This window comes from Streptomyces sp. NA04227, assembly GCF_013364195.1.
Classification (GTDB): Bacteria; Actinomycetota; Actinomycetes; order Streptomycetales; family Streptomycetaceae; genus Streptomyces.
Window position 1 is genome coordinate 6,347,521 of record NZ_CP054918.1, and the last position, 21,737, is coordinate 6,369,257.

The following is a 21,737-nucleotide window of genomic DNA, read 5'->3' on the forward strand; positions in this document are numbered from 1 at the left end:
TGAACCGGTCCTATCCCTTGGCGCCGTCGGCCTTGTCGCCGCCACGTCGCCCCCGCAGCGCCGCCCAGTGACAAGCGACCTGGGTCGCACCACCGCCGGCAAGGACCGGCAACTCCACGGTCCGGCAGGCCTCGGCCACGCCCGACCGCTGCGCCTCGCCGCTCGCAAGTACCTGACAGCGGGCGTGGAACCGGCAGCCGCCCGGGATCCGCGAAGGGTCCGGCGGCTCGCCGCTGAGCACCACAGGCTCGCCCGCGGCCTCCGGGAGCACGGACAACAGCGCCTGGGTGTACGGATGTTGAGGCTCGGTCAGGATCTGCTCGACCCGACCCGTCTCCACGATCCGTCCCAGATACATCACCGCGACCCGGTCGGCGATGTTCCACGCCAGACCCAGGTCGTGCGTCACCACCAGTGCGGACAGGCCGAGTTCCTCGCGCAGGCCGAGCAGCAGGGCGAGGATCTCGCCGCGTACCGAGGCGTCCAGAGAGGCCACCGGCTCGTCGGCGACCAGGAGTTCGGGCTCCAGGACCAGCGCACCGGCGATCACCACCCGCTGCCGCTGGCCGCCCGACAGCTCGTGCGGATAGCGCAGGAAGAAGCGCTCCGGCGGACGCAGCCCCGCGCGCGCCAACGCCTCGGCCACGGCGGCCTGTTCGTCCCCGGCGCAGCCATGGATACGCAGCCCCTCGGCCACCGCGTCGTACACGGTGTGCCGGGGATTGAGCGAGCCGCTCGGGTCCTGGAGCACCAACTGGACACGTTTGCGGTAGGACTTGAGGGCCCGGCCCGAGTAGTCGAGGGGCTTCCCGGCGAAGGTGACCCGGCCGCCGGTGGGCGGGACCAGACCGAGCAGCGACCGTGCGAGCGTGGTCTTCCCGCAGCCGGACTCGCCGACCAGGGCCACGATCTCGCCCGGAGCGATGTCAAGGTCCACACCGTCCACGGCCCGGGCGGGCAACTCCCCGCGCCTGCCCGGGAATCCGACGTGCAGCCCCTGAGCGGTGAGCAGCGGCGCCGCGCCGCCGGTGGTCGTCGTCATGAGCCGCTCCTCGCATCCTCGGCGCCCGCGTGCACACAGGCCGCCTGCCGGTCCTCGCCCGCGCCGCGCAGCAACTGGTCCTGTGTGGCGCACACTTCGACGGCCACCGGACAGCGCGGATGGAAGGTGCAGCCGCCGGGCAGCTCCGACGGATCGGGCGGATCCCCGGGCAGCCCGCGCGGCGCGAACCGGGAGGCGATGTCCCCGATCCGCGGGAACGCCGCCGACAGCGCCCTGCCGTACGGGTGCCGCGCCGACTCGTAGACCTCGCGGGCCGGGCCCTCCTCGACCACGCGGCCCGCGTACATCACGGCGAGCCGGTCACAGGTGTCGGCGAGGACGGCGAGGTCGTGGCTGATCATGATCAGTCCGACGTCCTGCTCGGTGACCAACTGCTCGATCAGGCGCAGGATTTGGGCCTGGATCATCACATCGAGGGCGGTGGTCGGCTCGTCGGCGATGATCAGCGCCGGATCGCAGGCGAGCGCCATCGCGATCATCACGCGCTGGCGCTGCCCGCCGGACAGCTCGTGCGGATAGGCCCGCCCGCGCGCGGCGGGCAGCCCCACGTGTTCGAGCAGCTCACCCGCCCTGCACCGGGCGGCCGCCGGGGTCGCCAGCCGGTGCAGGACGATCGGCTCGGCGATCTGCTCGCCGATCCGCTGTACCGGGTTGAGCGAGTGCATCGCGCCCTGGAAGACGACCGAGGCGCCCGCCCAGCGCACCGCACGCACCCGGCCCCACTTCATCGCGAGCACGTCCTCGCCGCCGAGCAGCACCTCGCCGCTCACCCGCGCCCCGGGCGGCAGCAGCCGCAGCAGCGCGAGCGCCAGGGTCGACTTGCCGCAGCCGGACTCGCCCGCGATGCCCAGCTTCCGGCCCGCGGCCAGGCTCAGGTCCACTCCGCGCACCGCCGCCGCGCCGCCCGCGTACGTCACTTCGAGGTTTCTGACCTCCAGCAGGAGCCCGTCCTTGGAGAGCGTCATTTGGTCACCCCCAGGCGCGGGTTGAGCACGGACTCCACGGCGCGGCCGCACAGCGTGAAGGAGAGCGCGACGAGCGCGATCGCGATGCCCGGCGGCACCAGGTACCACCAGTGGCCCGAGCTGACCGCCCCGGCCTCGCGGGCGTCCTGGAGCATGCTGCCCCAGGAGGTGATCGAGGGGTCGCCGAGTCCGAGGAAGGCCAGCGTCGCCTCGGTGAGGATGGCGCTGGAGATGCCGAGCGTGGTCTGGGCGAGCACCAGCGGCATCACATTGGGCAGGACGTGCCGCGACATGATGTGGCCGTGCCCGCCGCCGAGCGCCTTGGCCCGCTCGATGTAGGGACGCGACTCCACGGCGAGCGTCTGGGCGCGTACCAGGCGGGCGGTCGTCGGCCAGGTGGTCACCCCGATCGCGATGACCACGGTGAGCAGGGACCGGGACATCACCGTCGCCAGGGCCACCGCGAGCACCAGGGTCGGCATCACCAGGAACCAGTCCGTGACCCGCATCGCCACCGTCGCGTACCAGCCCTTGAAGTGCCCCGCGGTGATCCCCACCAGCGCCCCGATCGCCACCGAGAGACCCGCCGCGAGCAGGCCCACGAGCAGCGACACCCGCGAACCCCACAGCACCAGACCGAGCAGGTCGCGGCCGAACTGGTCGGTCCCCAGCCAGAATTCGCCGCTCGGCTCCTGCATCGGACGGCCCGGCGCGTGCGTCACGCTCTGTACGTCCGAGCCGATGGTCCAGGGCGCGGTCAGGGCGACGGCCGCGAACAGCAGGAGCAGGACCAGACCGGCCAGACCGGCGCGCTGGGCCCGGTACTGCCGCCAGAAGCGGGACACCGAACGCCTGCGCCGCTGCCAGGCCAGCGAGCGCGGACCGGCCGGGGGCCGGGGATTGTCCTTGCGGGCGCCCGGAGAACCGTTCGCGGGCGGCGGGTCCGGGCTGGTCCGCTCGTCCCCGGCGGTGGATTCGGTCGTCATCGGCCCACCCTCGGGTCGAGCAGCGGATAGATGATCTCGGCGAGGGTGTTCATCACGATCACCGCCGAGGCGAAGACGAGGAACAGGCCCTGCACCAGCGGCAGATCGGGCACGCTCAGCGCCTGGTAGAACAGGCCGCCCAGGCCCGGCCAGGAGAACACCGTCTCCACCAGGATGACGCCCGCGACCAGACGGCCCAGATTGACGAAGATCAGTGTCACGGTCGGCAGCAGCGCGTTGGGCACCGCATGCCTGCGCCGCACCAGGTCGTCCCGCAGCCCCTTGGCCCGCGCCGTCGTCAGATAGTCGCTGCCCATCTCGTCGAGCAGCGCCGACCGGGTCACGAGCAGCGTCTGCCCGTACTCGACGGCGACCAGCGTGAGCACCGGAAGCACCAGGTGGTGGGCCACGTCCAGGACGTACGCGAAGCCCGTCTCGCCGCCGGACTCCATGCCGCCGGTCGGGAACATCCCGGGCACCGGGCCCATGCCCACCCCGAAGACGATGATCAGCAGCAGCCCGAGCCAGAACGAGGGCACCGAGTACAGCGTCAGCGCGATCCCGGTGTTCATCCGGTCGCCGAGTCGCCCGTTGCGCCAGGCGGAACGGGTACCCAGGAACAGCCCGAGCGCCGTGTACAGCACGAACGCCGTCCCGGTCAGCAGGAGCGTGTTCGGCAGCGCCTCGGTGATCTTGTCGATCACCGGGGCCCGGAACTGGTACGAGGTGCCGAGGTCCCCGGTGAGCGCCTGGCCGCAGTAGTGGGTGAACTGCTCCCACACCGGCAGGTCCAGACCGAACTCCTCGCGGAGCGAGGCGATCTGCTCGGCGGAGACCTGGCGCCCGCCGGTCATCGTCTTGACCGGATCACCGGGGATGAGACGGAACAGGAAGAAGGTGGTGACCAGGACGGCGAACAGCGAGACGACCGCGCCGCCCAGCTTCGCCGCCACGTACCGCAGATACGCCCTGGTGTCGCCCGCCCGGGGACCGCGCGCCGACGGCCCGGCCTGCGCCGGGCCGTCGGACTTCGCCTCCCCGGCGAGCGAGGGACTGCTCTCAGCTGCTGCCATGCCGTGTTCCCTCCGGCGGGGCCTGGGTGACAACGGAACGAACGCTCGTCGGGCCGGGCGAACCGGGGCCCGGTCGGCCCGACGGACCGTTCCGCCGCCACCGCGGGCCCCTTGGTTCGCGCTCGTGGGTGCGGTGGAGCAGGTACTACTCGCGGTCGTCCGCGGTGGAACGGCGCCGGATCGCGAAGAACGCCGCTCCGGCTCCGAGGACGATGACGACCCCGACGATGCCGATGATGACCCCGGCCGAGCCCGAGGAGTCGGACGACGCACCGGAGTTCGCGGGAGCCGCCGACCACCAGCTCCAGTACCCGTCCTGCCCGTAGATGTTCCCGGCGTCCGAGGGCATCGTGGTGATCGACCCGATCTGGTCGGTCCGGTAGGCCTCCACCGCGTTCGGATACGCCATCACGTTCATGTAGCCCGTGTCGTAGAGCCGCGACTGGATCTGCTTCACCAGATCCGCCCGTTTGCCCTCGTCGTACTCGGCGAGCTGCCGCGCGTACAGGTCGTCGTACTTCTTGTCGCAGATGAAGTTGTCCGTCGCACCGGTGTCCGCGGGCGTCGCGGGCAGCGCGCCGCAGGTGTGGATCGACAGGACGAAGTCCGGGTCGGGGTTGACCGACCAGCCGTCGAAGGCCAGGTCGTACTTCCCGGCCAGCCACGGGTCGGTGACGTTGTCCAGGCAGTTCAGCTCCAGACCGACGCCGAGCTCGCTCCACCACTCCTTCAGGTACTTGCCGACCGCCTTGTCGTTCGGGTCGGTGGCGTGGCACAGCATCCGGTAGTTCAGCGGCTTGCCGTCCTTGCCGACCCGCTTGCCGTCACCGTTCTTGCGGTAGCCCGCCTCGTCCAGGAGCCTTCCGGCGGCCTTCGGGTCGTACGCCCACTCCTGAGCGCTCTCCGGCTGCCAGTAGTACGTACTGAAGCGCGGCGGGATGTAGCCCTTGCCCTCGACCGCGTGGCCCTGGAAGACCTTGTCGACGATCGTCTTGCGGTCCACCGCCATGAACAGTGCCCGGCGCACCTTCTGGTCGAGGAGCGAGGGGTGCCCGTCGCCGAACTTCTCGCCGCCCTTGGTCCGCGCCCCCGGGTTGGTGGCGATGGCGTAGAAACGGCGGCCCGGCGCGTCGTTGACCTTGATGTTGCCGTTGCCCTCCAGCGCCTCGGCCTGGGCGGGCGTGAGGCCCTGGACGAAGGAGACCTCGCCCTTCTGCAGCGCGGCGACCGCGGCGTCGCCGTCCTTGTAGTACTTGAAGACCAGCTCGTCGAACTTCGGCGCGCCCCGCCAGAAGGACTTGTTGGGCTTGAGGGTCACATAGCTGTCGGCCTTGTAGCCGGTGACCACGAAGGGGCCGTTGCCGACCAGCGGGAACTTCTTGTCGTTGTTGAACTTGGAGAAGTCGTCGACCTTCTCCCAGACGTGCTTGGGCACGATCGGCACGTCGAGCGCCGCCATCGTCGCCTGCGGCTTCTTCAGCTCGATGACCAGCTCGGTCGGGCTCGGCGCGGTGACCTTCTCGAAGTTGCCGACGAAACTGCCGTTCGCGGTCGCCGCCCCGTCGTCGCTCATCATCTTGTTGAAGGTCCACGCCGCGTCCTCGGCGGTGACCTGCTTGCCGTCCGACCACTTGGAGTTGGTGCGGATGGTGTACGTCCAGGTCAGCTTGTCCGGCGAGGGCTCCCACTTGGTGGCCAGGCCCGGGACCGCGTGGTTGTCCTTGGGGTCGTAGTTGGTCAGGTACTCGTACATGAGCCGGTGCACGCTCGTACTCACCAGCCGGGTGGCGAGGAACGGGCTCAGCGAGTCGACGCTCTGCGCGACGGCGACGGTGAGGACCTTCTTGTCCTTGCCCCCGCCCTCGCTCCCGTCGGCGTGGGCCTGCTGCGGGCCGGGACCCAGCGGGGTGACCGCGGCCGCCGTCAGGGCCAGGGCCGCCGCGCCGGAGGCCAGCAGCACCTTGGCGCGGCCGTTGCGGAGGCGGCGGGAGGACGGTGCGGACGGTACCGGGGATCGGGTCGTGCCGTGTGGATCGTGTCTGTCGAAGCTATCCATGGGGTTGACCTCGCGTCATCACTCGCGCCGGGATGGCTGATCGATCATGGGACGCCGACTGGTTGATGTGGATGTTTATCAGCGGCCGTCATCACCCGTCAACGGCGCGTGAACCCCATGTGGCCTGCGGAAATAACGAGTTGACCAGTGATCAGCACTCATTGGGCCAGACCGGTGAAAGCCGCCAGGTCACGGGGTGACGGTGAGGGGTGGGCGGCTGGGGTCGGTGGTGGTGGAAGGGCCAGTGGGGCGCCTGGGGCGAGGGGCTCCGGGACGGGCGGGGAGGAGCTTCGGGACGGGCGGGGAGGGGGAGTTGGGCGTGCCGGTCAGTGGGCGGGGCCGGTGGTCGGTGGCGTTTCGGCCGGGCCAGGGGGTATGGCGGGGCCGGTGGCGGGCGGATTGTGCCGCATGCGGCGAGGGCCCGCATCGTGGTGACGACGCGGGCCCTCGGGGGACCGAACGGGCGAGGGGCGGCGCGCTGCGGGTTACCGTGCGCGGACCCTGACCCGGGTGTTGTTACTGGTGTGGCTGGCCGGTGCCGCCGGGCGGTATCGGGCCGTGCAGTCCTGCGGGCGGAACCGGCTGGCCCGGCGCCCTCTGCTGGTCCGTGCCCTGGCCGCCCGGGGGCAACTCGTGCTGCGCCTGCGGCTGTTGGAAGGGCTGCCCGGGTCCGGGCTGCTGGTAGCCGGGCCTCTGCTGGCCCGGCCCGGGTATGCCGGGCTGCGCCTGTCCCGCCGGGCCCTGCCCCTGCTGGCCGGGGGCGCCCCAGCCCTGACCGGCGCCGGGCTGCTGAGGCTGCCCGGGCTGCGGCTGCCCCGCCCCGCCCTCGAAGCCCTGCCCGGGCGCGGGCGCGTAACCGCCCTGTCCGTGACCGGGGTAGCCCTGGCCGCCCTGGCCCGGATAGCCCTGGCCGGGGTAGGGCTGACCCTGGCCCGGGTGGGGCTGGCCGGGCTGCTGGCCCGGATACGGCTGACCGGCGCCCTGTTGCGGCGCGCCCTCGTACGGGCCCTGCTGGCCCGGCATCGGCGGAGCCATCTGCGGCGGCGGGTTGTTGTTGCCCTCCGAGGTCCACAGACCCTGCGCCTGCTGCGCCCGCGAGAAGTCCTCGGCGACCATCGCGGAGAGGTTGAAGTACGCCTCGCGCACCTTGGGCCGCATCATGTCCAGATCGACCTCGGCACCGGCCGCCAGATGCTCGTCGAACGGGACCACGACCACACCGCGGCACCGCGTCTCGAAGTGGCTGACGATGTCCTCCACCTTGATCATCTTGCCGGTGTCGCGCACGCCCGAGATCACCGTGATCGATCGCTGGACCAGGTCCGCGTAACCGTGTGCGGAGAGCCAGTCGAGCGTGGTCGAGGCGCTGCTCGCGCCGTCCACCGACGGCGTGGAGATGATGATCAACTGGTCGGCCAGGTCGAGCACCCCGCGCATCGCGCTGTACAGCAGGCCGGTACCCGAGTCGGTCAGGATGATCGGGTACTGCTGGCCCAGGATGTCGATCGCCCGCCGGTAGTCCTCGTCGTTGAACGTGGTCGACACGGCCGGGTCCACGTCGTTGGCGAGGATCTCCAGACCGGACGGCGCCTGCGAGGTGAACCGCCGGATGTCCATATAGGAGTTCAGGTACGGGATCGCCTGCACCAGGTCGCGGATGGTCGCCCCGGTCTCCCGGCGCACCCGGCGGCCGAGCGTACCGGCGTCCGGGTTGGCGTCGATCGCAAGGATCTTGTCCTGCCGCTCACTGGCCAGGGTGGCGCCGAGTGCGGTGGTGGTCGTCGTCTTGCCGACGCCGCCCTTGAGGCTGATCACCGCGATCCGGTAGCAGGAGAGCACCGGCGTACGGATCAGCTCCAGCTTCCGCAGCCGCTCCGCCTCCTCCTTCTTGCCACCGATCTTGAACCGGCCGCCCGCGGACGGCTTCTGGCTGCGCACCTTCTGCCGCTTGGTGTTGACCAGCCGGTCCGAGGACAGTTCCGTCGCCGCCGTGTAGCCCAGCGGCGCCCCCGGGTTGGTGGGCTGCCGCTGCTCGTGCTGCACCGCCTGCGGGTAGGGCGCACCCGTACGCGGATCGATCTGCTGCCCCTGCCCCGGCTGCTGACCGGGAACGAAGGGCTGTCCGGGCTGGAACTGGCCCTGGGGGGTGTGGTGTTGAGGGGCCTGGTGGTGCGGGGTGTGGTGTTGCGGCGTGTCCTGTTGAGGATTCTGGCCCTGCGGGGACTGGCCGTGCGGGGCTTGGCCGTGCGGGGCTTGGCTCTGTGCCGCTTGACCCTGCGGGAACTGTCCGGGCTGCTGCTGTGCCTGCTGACCCGGGAACTGCGGTTGCTGCGGCGGGACTTGGGCCTGTCCCTGTACCTGGTCCTGTCCGTGTCCCTGGCCGCCCGGGGTGAACGGCCGGCCCGGCTGTGGCTGCCGGCCGGGCTGCTGCCCCTGGTAATCGGGGTGTCCGGGGTGGGGCTGCTGTCCGTGGGCCTGCTGCGCGCCGGGAGCCGGGGCCTGGCCGGGGTAGGCCTGGCCCAACTGTTGGGCATCCGGGGTCGGTTGACCGGGCTGACCCGGAACCGGGTACTGCTGACCGTGCGGCAGAGCGGCACCCGGCTGCCCGCCGGAGAACGGCCCGCCCGGTTGCGGGGCGGCGCCACCCTGGGCATTGCGGTCGACGGTCGCGGGGAGGTTGGCACCCGGTTGTACGGCGGAGGGCTGTCCGGTGGGCTGTTGTCCGGCGCCCGGCTGCTGGCCGTAGGCGCCCGGGGCTGCGTTGCCCTGGCCCGCCGCGGGCGGCTGCTGTGCCGAGGGCAGCGGCTGTACGGGGTACTGCTGCTGCGCGCTCTGCTGCTGCCCCTGGTCCTGGCCCTGCCCCGGCTGTGCGGCCTGCTGTTGGCCCGCATCCGGACCCTGCGGTGCGGCGGCGGACTGGTTCACCGCAGTGGGGAACGGCGCCCGGCTGGTCGGCTGCGAGTGCACCGAGGCGTCCGGCTGCGACTGCCCGGGGCCGGACGGCTGCGGGAACCCGTATCCACCGAGAGCCTGGCCATCTTGCCCCTGGCCCTGGCCCTGGCCCTGGCTCTGTGCCTGGGGATGCGGGAAGCCATAGCCGCCGGGGAGGGGCTGCGCGGGCTGGCCGGGGGCTGAGGTTCCGGCAGGGTGCGGGAATCCGTATCCGCCGGGCTGGGCAGCGGGGCCGGTCTGCGGGAACCCGTAACCGCCGGGCTGCGCACCGGAGTTCGGCTCGGCGGCGGCTGCGGGGTTGGGGAATCCGTATCCGCTGCCCGGCTGTGCCCCGGGGGTCTGCGTGGTGCCTGCGGGGTTCGGGAATCCGTAACCACTGCCCGGCTGTGCGCCCGGGTTCGGCTCGGAGGCCGCGGGCCGCGGGAAGCCGTAACCGCCCGCCTGCCCCTGCGCGTTACTGCCGGGCGACTGCGAACTGTCCTGCGGAGCAGGCGTGTTGATCGCGCCACCGGGGCCGGGAGTGGGCATGCCGTATCCGCCGGGGCGCGAAGGCGCGCCGGGGGCGAAGGGGTTGCGCGGTACGTCGTCGGACTCGGGCAGCGCCTGGCCCGGACCCTGCGGGGAGCCGGACTGCTGTGCATCGGACGGGCCCGGAGCCCCGGCCGTGCCTGACGCTCCTGCCGCGATCGGAGTACCCGAAGGAGGTGTACTGCCAGGTCCGGCGGCCATGCTCGGCTCGCCCGCCGATGAACCCGCCTGCGGGGCAGGGGAGTTGCGCGGCGGTACGGCGGCCTTGGGCGGCTGCCAGGCCTGCGGGGCGGGCTGGGGCGCCTGCGGCTGGTAGGCCCCGGCGGACTGGCTCGCGGCGGAGGACTGCTCGTTCCCGGGCGTTGCGGGCTGGTCCGCCTGCGCGCCCGCGGGCCACGGCGCCGCGCCGACGGGCCACTGTGCCGCACCCGCGGGTGCGGCGGGCTGGAAGTCCGGAGGCAGCGGGGGCAGCCCGGACTGCGGAACGGGCGGCGGGGCCCACGCGGGCGGGGCGTCCTGCGGTTCGTCCTGCGGTTCGTCGGGGCGGTAGCCGGAGGGTACGGCGTCCTGTGGTTCGGACTGCGCGGCGCCCGTATAGCCCGCTTCGGAGCCCGCCGGGACGCCGGGCCCCGTGAAGCCGACCGAGGGGGCGTCGTCCTGTGCCCGTCCCGAGGCGCGCTGGGCGGAACGTCCGCCCAGGTTGATCCGCATGGTGCTGGGGGAGGAGAGGTCACTCGGGTCGTCGAACTCCTCTGCTTCTACCTCCTCCTGCTCCTTATGGGTTTGGGGCGCGTGCGTTGTGTGGGCCGCCAGCGGGGCGGAGGTGTCCGTAGCGGCGCCCTCATCGGTGTCGCTGTCGCCGGTGGACTCCTCTGCGGAGTTGGCGAGGTCGGAGAGGTCAACAGCGTCGGCGGTGCCGGACGGGCCATCCGCAGTCGGCTGCGGCTCGGCGTCGACCTCGTCGGTCTCGTCGGTCTCGCTCGGGAGGGGGATGTCCGCACCCTCGCCAAGAGCCGAACCGCTCAGTAGCGGGCCGGAGTTGGTGTCTACCGGCTCAGGGCCGCCAGGGGACTGGCTGTCCGAGGTCTCGCTCTCCGAGGAGTGGCCCTCCGGAGACTCGCCTTCCGGAGACTCGCCTTCCGGGGACTCGCCTTCCGGCTGGTCCACGTCCCCGTCCGCAGCGCCGCCTACGTTGGTCTCCCGCTCGCCGTCCTCATCCTCGTCGCTGCCGTCACCGGCCTCGCTGGCCGATGCCTCCGTGTCCGCCGACTGCGCGGCCGACACGCGGGTACGGGCGAGGAAGCGGTCCAGAGCGCTGGGCTCCGACTCCACATCCGAGGCCCCGTCGTCCGAACCTCCGTCGCCTGAAACGGCGTTGTCCGAAACCTCGGCGTCCGAAGCCAGGGATGCGTCGGCCTCCGCCCCTGCCACCTGGTCGGAGGCGGGCCCGGCCTGGAACTCCGGCGCCGTTCCGGGCACAGCCCCTCCGAGGTCCGTGCCCTCAGCCGCAGCTTCGTCCGCGTCCGGGCCGTTGGCCTCGTCCACGTCCACGTCTACGTTCATGTCCACGGCCGAACCGGCGAGATCTGCCGAGGAGTTCGGGAGCGCAGGGCTCGTAGTCCCCGTCGGCTCGGCTCCGCCGCTCACGGCGTCGGCTTCGGCACCGGGCTCGCCGACCTCGGCTCCTGCCTCCGCAACAGCCCGCGCTTCCGCTTCGGCTTCCGCCTCCGCCGCCTTGCGCTCTTCGAGCTCGCGCAGCTCCTGCTTCAGTGCAGACGCGCTGAACCGCATGGTGGCACCGCTCTCCAGGGCGCCATCACCCGAAGCACTCTCCGCACCCGTACGTGAGTCGGCGTCCGTACCGGAGTCTGTCCCCGTCCCCGCCACCGCGAAGTCGGAAGCGGGCGGCGCCGCAGGCGGAAAGTTCCCCGGCAACGGGAAGCTCGGCACCGCGGTGGGGTCCGCGGCACTCCCGGGCATCGAAGGGTTGGTGTCCGCCGAACCGGCCCCGCCCCAGGGCCCGTTGACCGGCGTACCGGCGGCCGGACCGCCCAGCACACTGGCGAACCCGTACGCCGCCGGACCACCGGCAGCATCCGGGCCCTGACCCTGATCCCCCTGCGGACCCTGCTGAGGAGCGGCCCCCGGGTACTGCGGAGAGGCCGGACCGGCAGGGCCCTCGCCGCCCTGCTGCGGAGGCATCGGCGCGCCCCAGTGCGGCGCCTGGTCCTGGCCGTACGACCCACCGGGCGGATTCGCCCCGACGGGAGGCGGCAGCGGTGCGCCGACCGGCGGCGGGGGCGACCCCGCACCCACCGGCCCGGGCTGGGGAGTGCCCTGCGGCGGAACGCCCGCATGGCCGGTGGCGGTGTCCGGGCCGTCCGCGGCGTCCGAGGCGTTCTGGGTGTACCAGGCAGGCGGGGCGTAGTCGATGGTGAACTCGCCCGTCGTCTCCATGGGGGACTCGGCGTCGGACTGGTCATCGCCGGGTGTGGCCCAGCCCCCGCGGTTCCCGTCCCGATCGCTGCTCACAATTCCTCCTGCTGGTGTGGTCGAGCACCCTCGTGCGCCGCCAGCACACAGCCGCTTCCGCTGATCGGAAGCCACCGTCGCTGCCGGATTCCCCTCGGAGCACGACGGTCCTTTCGCTCTCACCGCAGCCGGACCCACACGCCGCACCCCACCCCAGCCTAATCACCGCCCGCACCCCGCTGTCAGGTCCGTCCGATGACCGGTACCGGGCTGGTACATGAGGTCGTAGGACATCAACAGAAGCCGGTATCAATGCCGGATGATGCCCACATGTCCAGAATCTGGCCATAAGGTGGCTGAATTGAGGGCATTCATGCATCGATGCGTGACGTCGGGCTCGGCGCTGCGGGGCGAGAGACGACACGGCACCCGCACCCCCGACCTCCGACCTCAGTCCATCCGGCGCGGCGTTCCCAGCAGCCCCGACTCGGCGTCCGTCGCCTGCGTCATCACGTACTGCCGGTCCCGGTCGGCGCACCACAGCGTCACGCCGTCGGCGAGGGTCGGCAGTGAGGCGACGTCCGCCTGGGGCAGCCCGAGATGGCGGCCGATCTCCCGTGCCTCGTCCGGGGACACGCGCTGCACACCGACGAGCCGGGCCTGCCGTACGAGCCGAGGAGCGACCGGACTCAGATAGGGCAGCAGCGTCAGCACCGACTGCCACGGACCGGAGGTCACCCGGCCGCGCGGCGGGCGCATCCCGCAGTCCCGGATCACCAGCGCGGGGCTTCCGGCCGAGGCGCCCTGCGGCGGAACCCGGCCCACCTCGTGCAGGGTCATACACGGCTGGCCCGCACCGACCGCCTGGACCAGCGGCGCCCAGGACTGCGCGCGGCCCGTCTCCACCGCCACCCGCGCTCCGGTCGCCGCCGCCCGCAGGCTGAGCACCTGCGCGGTCCACAGCCCGCCGATCAGCACGATGTCGTACGGAGTGGGCCGGTTGACGCCGAGCACGGCGGGCCGCGACTCCGCGTCCACGCCTATGACCACACCGTCGTCGCCTATCGGCAGGGTCAGCGAGTCCACCTCGTCGGCGAGCAGCGTGTGCCGTCCGTGGCGCGGGCCCTGCAAACCGAGCCGTTCGCGCACGCGCGCCCGCAGCCTGGCCACCAGGGCGGGATCCACCGTCTCGGGTGACGGCTGCGGGCCGCCCTGGGCCGCCCCGCCCGTGACCGGACCGGGCTGGGGCGAGCCGTGCCGAGGAGTCGTCATGGCCATCAGCGGGTGCCTCCGAGCGGCAAGGTGGCGAGAACTCCCGGGAGTTGCTCGCGGTCCAGTCGGGCCAGCGCGACCTTGCCCCGGCGGGCGGCCTGCTCCAAGTCCCTTCGTGCCGCGACGAGTTCGGCGTCGCCGCGACCGGTGACCCGGACATGGCCGCGGATCGTGGTCTCCCGGTTGTCACCCCGGGCGAGCGTCAGACTGAAGGTCGTCGCAAGCGCCGGAGTGGCGCTGAGCGCGGCCACCAGTTGCGGCAGCGACGCGCCGCCGGAGCCGAGCCCGGGCCAGCGGCGTATCCAGTAGGTGGTGTGCCTGCGGTTGTCGCAGCGCCAGGAGCGGGCGCTCTCCTCGGTCCGGCGCGAGGGCAGTTCGTCGCGTCCGGCCTGGGCCGTGACCAGGGGATTGGCGCAGGCGGACGTCGCGACGGCCGCCGCGATCCCCTCTTCGGTGAGCACCGTGGTCCGGAACCCGGCACCCGTGAGACGGCTCGCCAGATGGTCCGTCACCCGCACCAGACACTTCTGTGCGCCCGTCAGGCCGCCGCCCCGGGCCGCCACCGCCTCCGCGCACAGCTCCGGGTCCAGCTTCAGCGCGATCCAGCTGATCCGGACCGCGGGCGCACCCGACTGCGCTTGCAGAGGTGCGTAGTTGGTGACCGCGATCGAGTTCTGCGGAAGGTGCAGCGCCGGGGCGGGCTGCGTGTGCAGCACGATCTGCGCCGACTCCAGCCGGATGTCGTCCACTTCGAGGGCGTCCCGCACGAGCGCGACCGGGAGCGGCCGGGCACCCCGGTCCGCCCGTATGGCCGTCGCATCGGTCTCCACCTGGAGCACCGCCGTCACGAACCCGCCGTCGCCGAGCATGCCCACCGAGCGGCGGTCGCGTCCCCCGAAGGAGTACGTACGCAGGGCCGGATCGCACTCCACCGCGGGCGCGAAACCGGGCTCGGTGCCCGGCGGCACCGGGGTGCTCGCCGCCTGCCGTCTGCGGGCGCGCAAGGCAGCCGTCGTGGCGAACCAGTCTGGCAGCGAACGACCTTGACGACGTATCAGTGCCACCACCACGAGCACCGCCGCCAACGCCCCCGCGGGCACCAGCCACAGCCCGCCCGCGACCCACCCGGCCAGCACCGCGGCGGCCGCCGCCTGAACCAGTACGAGCTGCCGCAGCAGACGCGAACCCGGCCCGCCCGCAAGTGACTTGAGCCGCGGCGAGACGGGCCCCGGTGCCGGGGCCGACGCGGCGGTCGCCGCCGCGGACCGGTCACGGTCGTCGGAACGCGTACGGGACGACGAACGCTCCCTGGTGGCAGTGGCCATCCCTGCAAACCCCCCGAACTCTCCCGAATCACCCGGCACTTCGGCCTGTTGAGGCCCGTGCACCCTACCCAGTGCACACGCGCACTCACGCAACAGGCATAGTAGGGGCCCGGTCCGACAACGAAGGGCGGGGGCTGTCAACCCCCCGGCGCGGCACGGGGAGTGCGCTCACAGATGGCATCACGGCGGGACGAACTCAACGCCTACACCTTCGCGAAGCGCCGCACGCTGGCGTCCTTCGTCCAGCCTTCCCCGACGGGCTCGGAGGAGGGCGCCCCCAAGCCGCTGCGGGCCGTGCTGCCCGGCTCCATCGTCGGCGTGATCCTCCTCGCCGGCTTCGGCGCCTGGGGCATGTTCAAACCGACGGCACCGAAGGGCTGGGACGAGCCCGAGGCGAAGGTCATCATCGCCAGCGACTCCACTACGCGGTACGTGATCCTCAGGACGGACGGCAAGAAGCAACTGCACCCCGTCCTCAACATGGCCTCCGCCAAGCTGCTCCTCGACCCCGACAAGGGCGAGGTCGTCAAGGTCAAGGAATCCGTCCTCGACAACGGCAAGATCCCGCACGGCCCCACCATCGGCATCCCGTACGCACCCGACCGCCTTCCCAAGCCCGACGAGGCCGCGGCCGACAAGCACTGGGCGGTCTGCGAGCGCCCCGGCGACGGCGGCCGCGCCATCCAGAAGGCGGCGTTCGTCTTCGCGGAGCGCGACAAGGAGAGGGTCGCGGGCAAGCGGCGCCTGAACGGCGGCCAACTCCTCTACGTACAGGGGCCCGACCCCGACCGGCAGCGCTACATCGTCGACGCGGGCGGCACCGCGTACGAGGTCGGCGACGACGAACTGCTGCTGCGCACACTCGTCGGCGACGGGCGCAAACCGCAGCGGGTCTCCGAGGAATGGCTCAAGACCGTGCACGACGGCGAGGAGATCACCTTCCCGCGCGTCGAAGGAACGCCCGGGGACCCGGCCGGTGTCCCCGGCAACCTCGACGAGACCGGGAACCGCATCGGCATGGTCCTGTCGGCCGGTGACGGGAACCGCAGACAGCACTACGTGGTCCTGCGCGGCCGTGTGGAGCCCGTCTCGGACTTCACCGCACGCCTGCTCCTGAACAGCAAACAACTCGGATCGCTCCGCCAGCACGGGCGCGCCCACCCGGCGGGCGCCCAGGACTTCGACCCGGAGGACAAGCACTTCGCCGCCGACCGCCGCTGGCCCACCCGGACCCCGGCGCCGGTCAACTCCGTCGCGGGCGGGCCCGGTGACCGGGACACGGTCTGCAACGTCCTGCGCTCCGTCGACGACGACAGCGGCCGGACCACTCTCTCCACTTGGGCCGGCAGTGACTTCCCGGCGCCACTACCCGAGGGGTCGAGCAGCGCCTATGTCACCCCCGGATCAGGGCAGTTGTACCGGCAGATCGACGGATCGGCGACGGACGCCGGCGCGGTGTTCCTGGTGACCGACACGGGCCTGCGCTACGTACTGCAGTCCAACAGCGACAGCGGCGGCGACGACGCGGGCATCGGCCGCGACAAGAAGAAGGAAGACGACAAGGACAAGGCGGCCCAGGAGGAGGCCGAACAGGCCAAGTCGCGGCTCGGCTACGCCGACGTCCGGCCCGCTCTCGTCCCCCAGGACTGGTCGGAGTTCGTACCGACGGGACCGCGACTCTCCACCGGCGCCGCACGCCAGCCGCAGGGGTCGTGAGCGGGACGTGAGCCGCGCCCTGAACGAGACGAAGCACGCCCCGCGCCCCGTACCGCGCCCCACAACTCCCGTACTCCGTCCGGCGATCGGACGAACCGGCGCCGTACTCGCCGCCGCGGTGGCGCTGACGGCCACCCTGGCGCCGCCCGCCGCGGCCGAGGGCGAACAGTGCACCTTCCCCGCCAAGAAGTACGAGGGGCGGCCCTGGTCCCTGCAGCGCGTGCTGCTCGACGAGCTGTGGGAGCAGTCCGAGGGCGCGGGCGTACGGGTCGCCGTGATCGACACCGGCGTCGACGTGAAACACCCGCAGCTCGCCGGGGCCGTCGACGCACGCAGCGGCACCAACACCCTGCCGAAGAAACTCAAGGACAAGGACGGCAGGACCGTCGACCGCGGGCCGCAGAACGGGACCGGGGACACTGTCGGGCACGGCACGAAGGTCGCAGGCATCATCGCGGCCCGCCCGGCGAAGAAGACCGGCTTCGTGGGTCTGGCCCCCAGGGCGAGGATCATCCCGATCCACCAGAACGACGCCGAGGGAAACGGCACCGCCGAAACTCTCGCGAAGGCGATCGACCACGCCATCAAGGCGAAGGCCCGCGTCATCAACATCTCCCAGGACACGGCGAAGGCGGTCGCACCGGCGCCCGCCCTCCAGCAAGCCGTCAACCGTGCCCTGGCCGAGGACATCGTGGTGGTCGCCTCGGCCGGCAACGACGGACTGGGCGGCAACGTCAAGAAGACATACCCCGCCTCCTTCGAAGGCGTCCTCGCGGTCGCCTCCTCCGACCGCAACAACGAGCGGGCGGCCTTCTCCCAGTCAGGGGACTTCGTGGGCGTGGCGGCACCCGGTGTCGACATGGTCTCGACCGTCCCCAAGGGCGGCCACTGCGCCGACAACGGCACCAGCTTCTCCGCCCCCTACGTCGCCGCCGTGGCAGCCCTGATCCGGGCCAAGCACAAGAACTGGACGCAGGAGCAGATCGTCGCCCAGATCCAGCAGACCGCGGAACGCTCCGTCGCCGGACACGACCGCTACGTCGGCTGGGGAGTCGTCGACCCGGTGCGCGCCCTGACGGAGGACGACACTCCGGTCACCAGCCCCTCCGCCCACGAGGGCGTCACTCGGGCAAAGCCTCCCACTCCGGCAGAACTCCCCACGGGTGAAACAGCCGCAGAGCGCAACAGCCGCCTGGGTACGTACATCGCCCTCGCCGCGGTCGTTCTCGCCGCCGCGATCAGCGGCGTGGCCATCGCCCTGCGCGACACCCGCAGAAGGGCACAACGACTGCGTGACACGGGGTGAGCCGCCTTGTTGTCCGGAGTAGGTACCGATACTCATACGTCGTACACGCGGGCTCGCTACTGTGTCCCCGGTCAGCAGCCGACTACCGATGAAACGTCAACTCCACGCCGTTGACCGGAAGTCGATGTGACCGACACATCAATTGACGCCTGCAAAAGATCAGTTGGAACTGTCATACCCAGTCACTACAGTGATTACTAGGCGGTACGGAACGGCCGCGCTCCGCGTTCGGGGGGACAAGCGGAGCACACTCGGGGAGGGAAGGCAGCGTGAGTGCTGCACAGAGTTCGGCAGGGGGCAGACCCGACGGGGTCGACCACTTCGGCGGCAACGCGATCAGCTTCCGGGACAGCCGCGGTGAGTCGGCGTCCACCACCGGCTTCGGCTCGGACGGCGGCAACGCGGACCTCTTCCGCGGCGTCGAGGCACTGAAGAACTTCAAGACCAGGATCGACACCGTCCTCACCGACTTCGAGGCCTCGGCGGGCGGCTCCGGCAAGGTGGGACAACACCTGCTCGCCCGCGCCTCGTTCAGCGGCGCGGACATCCCCTTTCCCGAGGCGGACGACCTCCACTCCGCCTACAACCAGGTGCACGAACGGCTGACTTCGCTCTCGCGGATGTTGGGGGATCAGATCGAGGCGATGGGTATCGCGGTCCAGGGCGCGGACATCGGTTTCGACAACCTGGACGAAGAGATGCGGCGGCGGTTTCACACGATCCAGACGCGGACGTACGAGGACCGCGAACTCTACGGGCCGGACCGTGAACGCGAACACACGGTCGCGCCCGGCCAGGAAACCCGCGACGGGGCGACCGAAGGAGGCTACGCCTGATGGCCGGTCAGAACACGGGAGCCGCCGGCTCCTCCCACTTCGACAGCCTTCGCCTCAACGACATGATCGACCTGGTGGAGAACTCCTACCCCGAGGACCTGGAGCACACCGGTGCGGCGCTCAGGCGCGCCTGCGAGGCCATCGGTGCCGCTGCAACCGAGCTCGGCAAGCACATCGACAACGTCGACTGGGAGGGCGAGGCGGGCACTGCCTTCCGCAAGTGGGGCAGGAAGTTGGTCGAGAAGACCCACAATCTGGCCGACTACGCCGAAACGGCAGGCACCCACATGGTCACGGCGGCCACCGGTCTTGCGTCGGTGCGCAGTTCGATGCCGCCGAGGGACATGCGCACGGACCCGAAGACGGTCGACGAAATCCCGGTCACCAAGCGCGTCGAGGGCAACCCGGAGTACGAACAGGCCAAGGCAGGCGAACAGAACCGCCAGGAGGCCATCAACCAGATCCAGCGGTTGTCGTCGTTCTACCGGACTTCACAGACGGAGTTGGTTCGGCAGGAGGCGCCGGTTTTTGAGGTTATGCCGGAGGTAGGGGTGCCGTTTCCAACGGGTGAGGATCGACACGATCCGAGGTTCTCGTCAGGAGGGGCCGCCACGACTGAGATCCCCAATGCTCCAACCGCCCCAGGGGATGGCAACACTATTGAGCCTGCCTCACTCGACCCGGCAACGCCACTTCCAGTTCGTCCCGTTGACACTGTCGGCACAGAGATCGATACGGTCTCGAGCCCGCCGTCGCCGAAACCGGTGGCTCCTTCGCCGCAGCCTGCCCCGACGAGTCCGCCCCCGACTGGGCCGAACCTCCCCATTGGGCCGCCGATCGTATCCGGCTCCCCTCCGTTGTCGCACATGCCTGGTCGCACCAAGCCTGGACTGCCCACTACCCCGGTGCGGGGCGTTCCGCCCGCCCAGAGCCATTTCAAAGCTCCGACTGAACGTGGCCCTGGTGCTCCGGTGGGCCGTCCCCCGACGAGCGGCGGTCCACCCACTGGGACCGGTCGGCAGGCGCCGATCACGGGACGTCCGGTGGGTATGAGTCAGCCCAGAGGGAGGGCTGTACCTGGAAGCGGGCGTACGACCGGGATCGTTGGCGGTACGCCGCAGCAGCCCACAACTGTGCGTCCCACTTCGGCAAGCAGTGGTCCTCGGACAGGGGGCAACACGATGGGGCCAAGGCGATCCCCACAAGGAGTGTTGGGACAAGGCCGCGCTGTTGGAGGGGAGCCTTCACGCGCAAAGCCGCGACTGCCCCGGAGCGGGGCGACTCCTCCCGATGGTGTCAGCGGTAAACCCGTGACAGATCCCACGAAAGCCGGAGCACGGGGCGACGCATCGGCTTCGCGGCTCACGCCCTCGCAAAGTGATGCAAAGAGGTCGGAAACGGAAGGCGGAAGCGGCAAAGGAAAACGGATGACGTGAGCCAGCCTCCGCAGGCGAAAGGCTCCTCAGAGGGCAACGTTCCACCCGTAATCGAATAGCCAGGCTAGGAAGAACACTGTGAAGACGACTGGTAGCCGCCAGTACGGAACGCGGAGTCCGCGGATGACCGCCGCCAAGGCTCGTGTTGGTGCACTGGTTGCCTCAACCGCGCTGACAGCGGCTCTCGTTGGGCATGGTTCGCCCGCCAACGCCGCCGACGTCCAGAGCCAACAGTGGTATCTGAACTCAATGAACGCGGAAGGGCTCTGGAAGGTCAGCACCGGGCGAGGCATCACCGTAGCCGTCGTCGACAGTGGCGTCGGAAAGACTCCGGGCCTGCAAGGGAAACTGCTGGCAGGTGAAGACGTGACGGGCACTCCCGGGGGTCCGAACGACGACTTTAATGGTCACGGCACGACCATGGCGGAGCTTATCGCCGGATCGGGTGAGGGCGGCGGAATCAGGGGCTTGGCGCCAGACGCCAAGATTCTTCCCCTCCGCAAGAGCGCAAAAGGCTATGGGGCGGACAGCGGTGACAGCCACAAGGCCATCCGAGTTGCCGCCGACAGCGAAGCGAGGATCATCAATCTCTCATTCGGTGGACCTGAGTGGTACCAAAGCTTGGAAGATTCCATTCGGTATGCCATATCGAAGGGAAAGTTGGTGTTCGCGGCCGTTGGAAACAGCGGAGACGGCGAGAATAAGAAAGAATATCCCGCTGGGCTACACGGAGTGGTAGGTGTCGGTGCGTCCGACAAGGACGGAAAGGTCGAGAAGTACTCTCAGCACGGCAACTATATTGACCTCGCTGCACCGTCAGGGCAGCTTCCTGGTTATTGCGACAAGTCGCTTACCAAGTACTGCACCAGCAGCGGCGGCACAAGCTCCGCCACCGCCATCACCTCAGCCGCCGCAGCCCTGATCTGGTCCAAGCACCCTGACTGGACCGCCAATCAGGTTCTCCGCGTATTGATCGACACGGCAGGCCGTGACTGGCCGAAAGATAATCCGAGCATCTACCTCGGCTATGGCCTCATCCGTCCGGCCCGCAACATCCTGAAGAATCAAGGAAACCCAGGCCCGGCCAATATCGACCCGATCTCGGGTAAGTCGACAATTGCTGAGCCCTCCAAGCCCGTCGGTTCTCCGGAGCCGAGTGCTGCGGAAGGCTCCTCCGAGGGATCGGCCAAGCCGTCTGTGAATCCGGAGGCGGCAAACGCTTCCAGCTCGTCGGGCGACAGTGGAAAGTACTGGCTGATCGGGATCGCCGCCGCGGGCGTACTGGCTCTTGGGGTGGCAGTCGTTGCCAGGCAGCGCCGTGGCGTGTGAAACCAGAATGTCCGTGCCGCGAGCTCACCCCTGAAAACGACCAATCGCAACTAACGAGGAGGAATTATGGTCGATAAACAGAGTGTATCCGACCAAGAAATTCGCGAAGCGACGGACGTAGTGACGCGCACGTACGACGATGTCCGGAAGAGTGTCCATAACCTGAATAACATCATCGATGGCATTCAGGGTGCCTGGGAAGGCGTCGGTGCGCGCGCCTTCCAGCAGAAGCAGAACGAGATCAACTCAAGCATGGTGCGCATTAACCACCTTCTTGAGGGCTTCTTGGAAGCTATTGCGCAGAACAAGAAGATCAATGATCACACCGAGGATTTGGTCCGATCTGCGGCGCAAAAGGTCGAGGTTAGCCCTGCTGGGCAGTCTGCGTTCAACTCGTACTGATCTTCGTGGCATCCGTAACC

The 21,737-nt window shown here is 70.4% G+C and carries 13 protein-coding genes; 5 read left to right on the forward strand and 8 right to left on the reverse strand.

The genetic code is table 11. The features are described 5' to 3' along the window. Nucleotides 1-10: 10 nt before the first annotated feature. The 8 genes from HUT18_RS27050 to eccE all read right to left on the reverse strand — a co-directional run bounded on the left by HUT18_RS27050 (nt 11) and on the right by eccE (nt 14,692). On the reverse strand, nt 11-1,042 hold the full coding sequence (locus HUT18_RS27050) for an ABC transporter ATP-binding protein (protein WP_176103141.1): 1,032 nt from the start codon (nt 1,040-1,042) through the stop codon (nt 11-13). Further along, nucleotides 1,039-2,028: an ABC transporter ATP-binding protein gene (locus HUT18_RS27055; RefSeq protein WP_176103142.1), complete on the reverse strand. Its 990-nt coding sequence runs from the start codon at nt 2,026-2,028 to the stop codon at nt 1,039-1,041. The genes HUT18_RS27050 and HUT18_RS27055 overlap by 4 nt, the downstream gene beginning before the upstream one ends. Beyond that, the gene (locus HUT18_RS27060; protein ID WP_176103143.1) at nt 2,025-3,014 is read right to left on the reverse strand and encodes an ABC transporter permease; all 990 of its coding nucleotides are present in this window, start codon (nt 3,012-3,014) and stop codon (nt 2,025-2,027) included. Before HUT18_RS27060 ends, HUT18_RS27055 begins: the two co-directional genes overlap by 4 nt. After that, complete coding sequence (locus HUT18_RS27065; RefSeq protein WP_176103144.1) at nt 3,011-4,087, reverse strand: ABC transporter permease; 1,077 nt, start codon at nt 4,085-4,087, stop codon at nt 3,011-3,013. Before HUT18_RS27065 ends, HUT18_RS27060 begins: the two co-directional genes overlap by 4 nt. A 145-nt stretch (nt 4,088-4,232) precedes the next feature. Beyond that, nucleotides 4,233-6,143: an ABC transporter substrate-binding protein gene (locus HUT18_RS27070; RefSeq protein WP_176103145.1), complete on the reverse strand. Its 1,911-nt coding sequence runs from the start codon at nt 6,141-6,143 to the stop codon at nt 4,233-4,235. Nucleotides 6,144-6,659: 516 nt separating this feature from the next. Next, on the reverse strand, nt 6,660-12,155 hold the full coding sequence (locus tag HUT18_RS33990; RefSeq protein ID WP_254878830.1) for an SCO5717 family growth-regulating ATPase: 5,496 nt from the start codon (nt 12,153-12,155) through the stop codon (nt 6,660-6,662). A gap of 390 nt (nt 12,156-12,545) precedes the next feature. Next, nucleotides 12,546-13,367, reverse strand: coding sequence for a hypothetical protein (locus HUT18_RS27080; RefSeq protein ID WP_254878831.1), 822 nt, complete (start codon nt 13,365-13,367; stop codon nt 12,546-12,548). A 5-nt stretch (nt 13,368-13,372) separates the two neighbouring features. Further along, nucleotides 13,373-14,692: a type VII secretion protein EccE gene (eccE, locus tag HUT18_RS27085; protein WP_176103146.1), complete on the reverse strand. Its 1,320-nt coding sequence runs from the start codon at nt 14,690-14,692 to the stop codon at nt 13,373-13,375. 174 nt (nt 14,693-14,866) lie between these two features. Here eccE and eccB point away from each other — a divergent pair, with 174 nt between their 5' ends. The 5 genes from eccB (at nt 14,867) to HUT18_RS27110 (ending at nt 21,717) form a co-directional block, all read left to right on the forward strand. Next, complete coding sequence (gene eccB / locus HUT18_RS27090) at nt 14,867-16,408, forward strand: type VII secretion protein EccB (protein ID WP_176103147.1); 1,542 nt, start codon at nt 14,867-14,869, stop codon at nt 16,406-16,408. 85 nt (nt 16,409-16,493) lie between these two features. Then, nucleotides 16,494-17,714, forward strand: coding sequence for a type VII secretion-associated serine protease mycosin (gene mycP / locus HUT18_RS27095; RefSeq protein ID WP_176104831.1), 1,221 nt, complete (start codon nt 16,494-16,496; stop codon nt 17,712-17,714). Between the two features lie 269 nt (nt 17,715-17,983). Continuing rightward, entirely contained in the window at nt 17,984-18,550 is a 567-nt protein-coding gene (locus HUT18_RS27100; protein ID WP_254878832.1) for a hypothetical protein, read from the forward strand. A gap of 1,559 nt (nt 18,551-20,109) precedes the next feature. After that, nucleotides 20,110-21,315: a S8 family serine peptidase gene (locus tag HUT18_RS27105; RefSeq protein WP_176103148.1), complete on the forward strand. Its 1,206-nt coding sequence runs from the start codon at nt 20,110-20,112 to the stop codon at nt 21,313-21,315. Between the two features lie 66 nt (nt 21,316-21,381). Then, on the forward strand, nt 21,382-21,717 hold the full coding sequence (locus HUT18_RS27110) for a WXG100 family type VII secretion target (protein ID WP_176103149.1): 336 nt from the start codon (nt 21,382-21,384) through the stop codon (nt 21,715-21,717). Nucleotides 21,718-21,737 lie beyond the last annotated feature (20 nt).

What these genes read in the sequence shown, in the direction of transcription:
- HUT18_RS27050 (WP_176103141.1), bottom strand. Translation starts at nt 1,042, where the DNA reads ATGACGACGACCACCGGCGGCGCGGCGCCGCTGCTCACCGCTCAGGGG.
- HUT18_RS27055 (WP_176103142.1), bottom strand. Translation starts at nt 2,028, where the DNA reads ATGACGCTCTCCAAGGACGGGCTCCTGCTGGAGGTCAGAAACCTCGAA.
- HUT18_RS27060 (WP_176103143.1), bottom strand. Translation starts at nt 3,014, where the DNA reads ATGACGACCGAATCCACCGCCGGGGACGAGCGGACCAGCCCGGACCCG.
- HUT18_RS27065 (WP_176103144.1), bottom strand. Translation starts at nt 4,087, where the DNA reads ATGGCAGCAGCTGAGAGCAGTCCCTCGCTCGCCGGGGAGGCGAAGTCC.
- HUT18_RS27070 (WP_176103145.1), bottom strand. Translation starts at nt 6,143, where the DNA reads ATGGATAGCTTCGACAGACACGATCCACACGGCACGACCCGATCCCCG.
- HUT18_RS27080 (WP_254878831.1), bottom strand. Translation starts at nt 13,367, where the DNA reads ATGACGACTCCTCGGCACGGCTCGCCCCAGCCCGGTCCGGTCACGGGC.
- eccE (WP_176103146.1), bottom strand. Translation starts at nt 14,692, where the DNA reads ATGGCCACTGCCACCAGGGAGCGTTCGTCGTCCCGTACGCGTTCCGAC.
- eccB (WP_176103147.1), top strand. Translation starts at nt 14,867, where the DNA reads ATGGCATCACGGCGGGACGAACTCAACGCCTACACCTTCGCGAAGCGC.
- HUT18_RS27105 (WP_176103148.1), top strand. Translation starts at nt 20,110, where the DNA reads ATGACCGCCGCCAAGGCTCGTGTTGGTGCACTGGTTGCCTCAACCGCG.
- HUT18_RS27110 (WP_176103149.1), top strand. Translation starts at nt 21,382, where the DNA reads ATGGTCGATAAACAGAGTGTATCCGACCAAGAAATTCGCGAAGCGACG.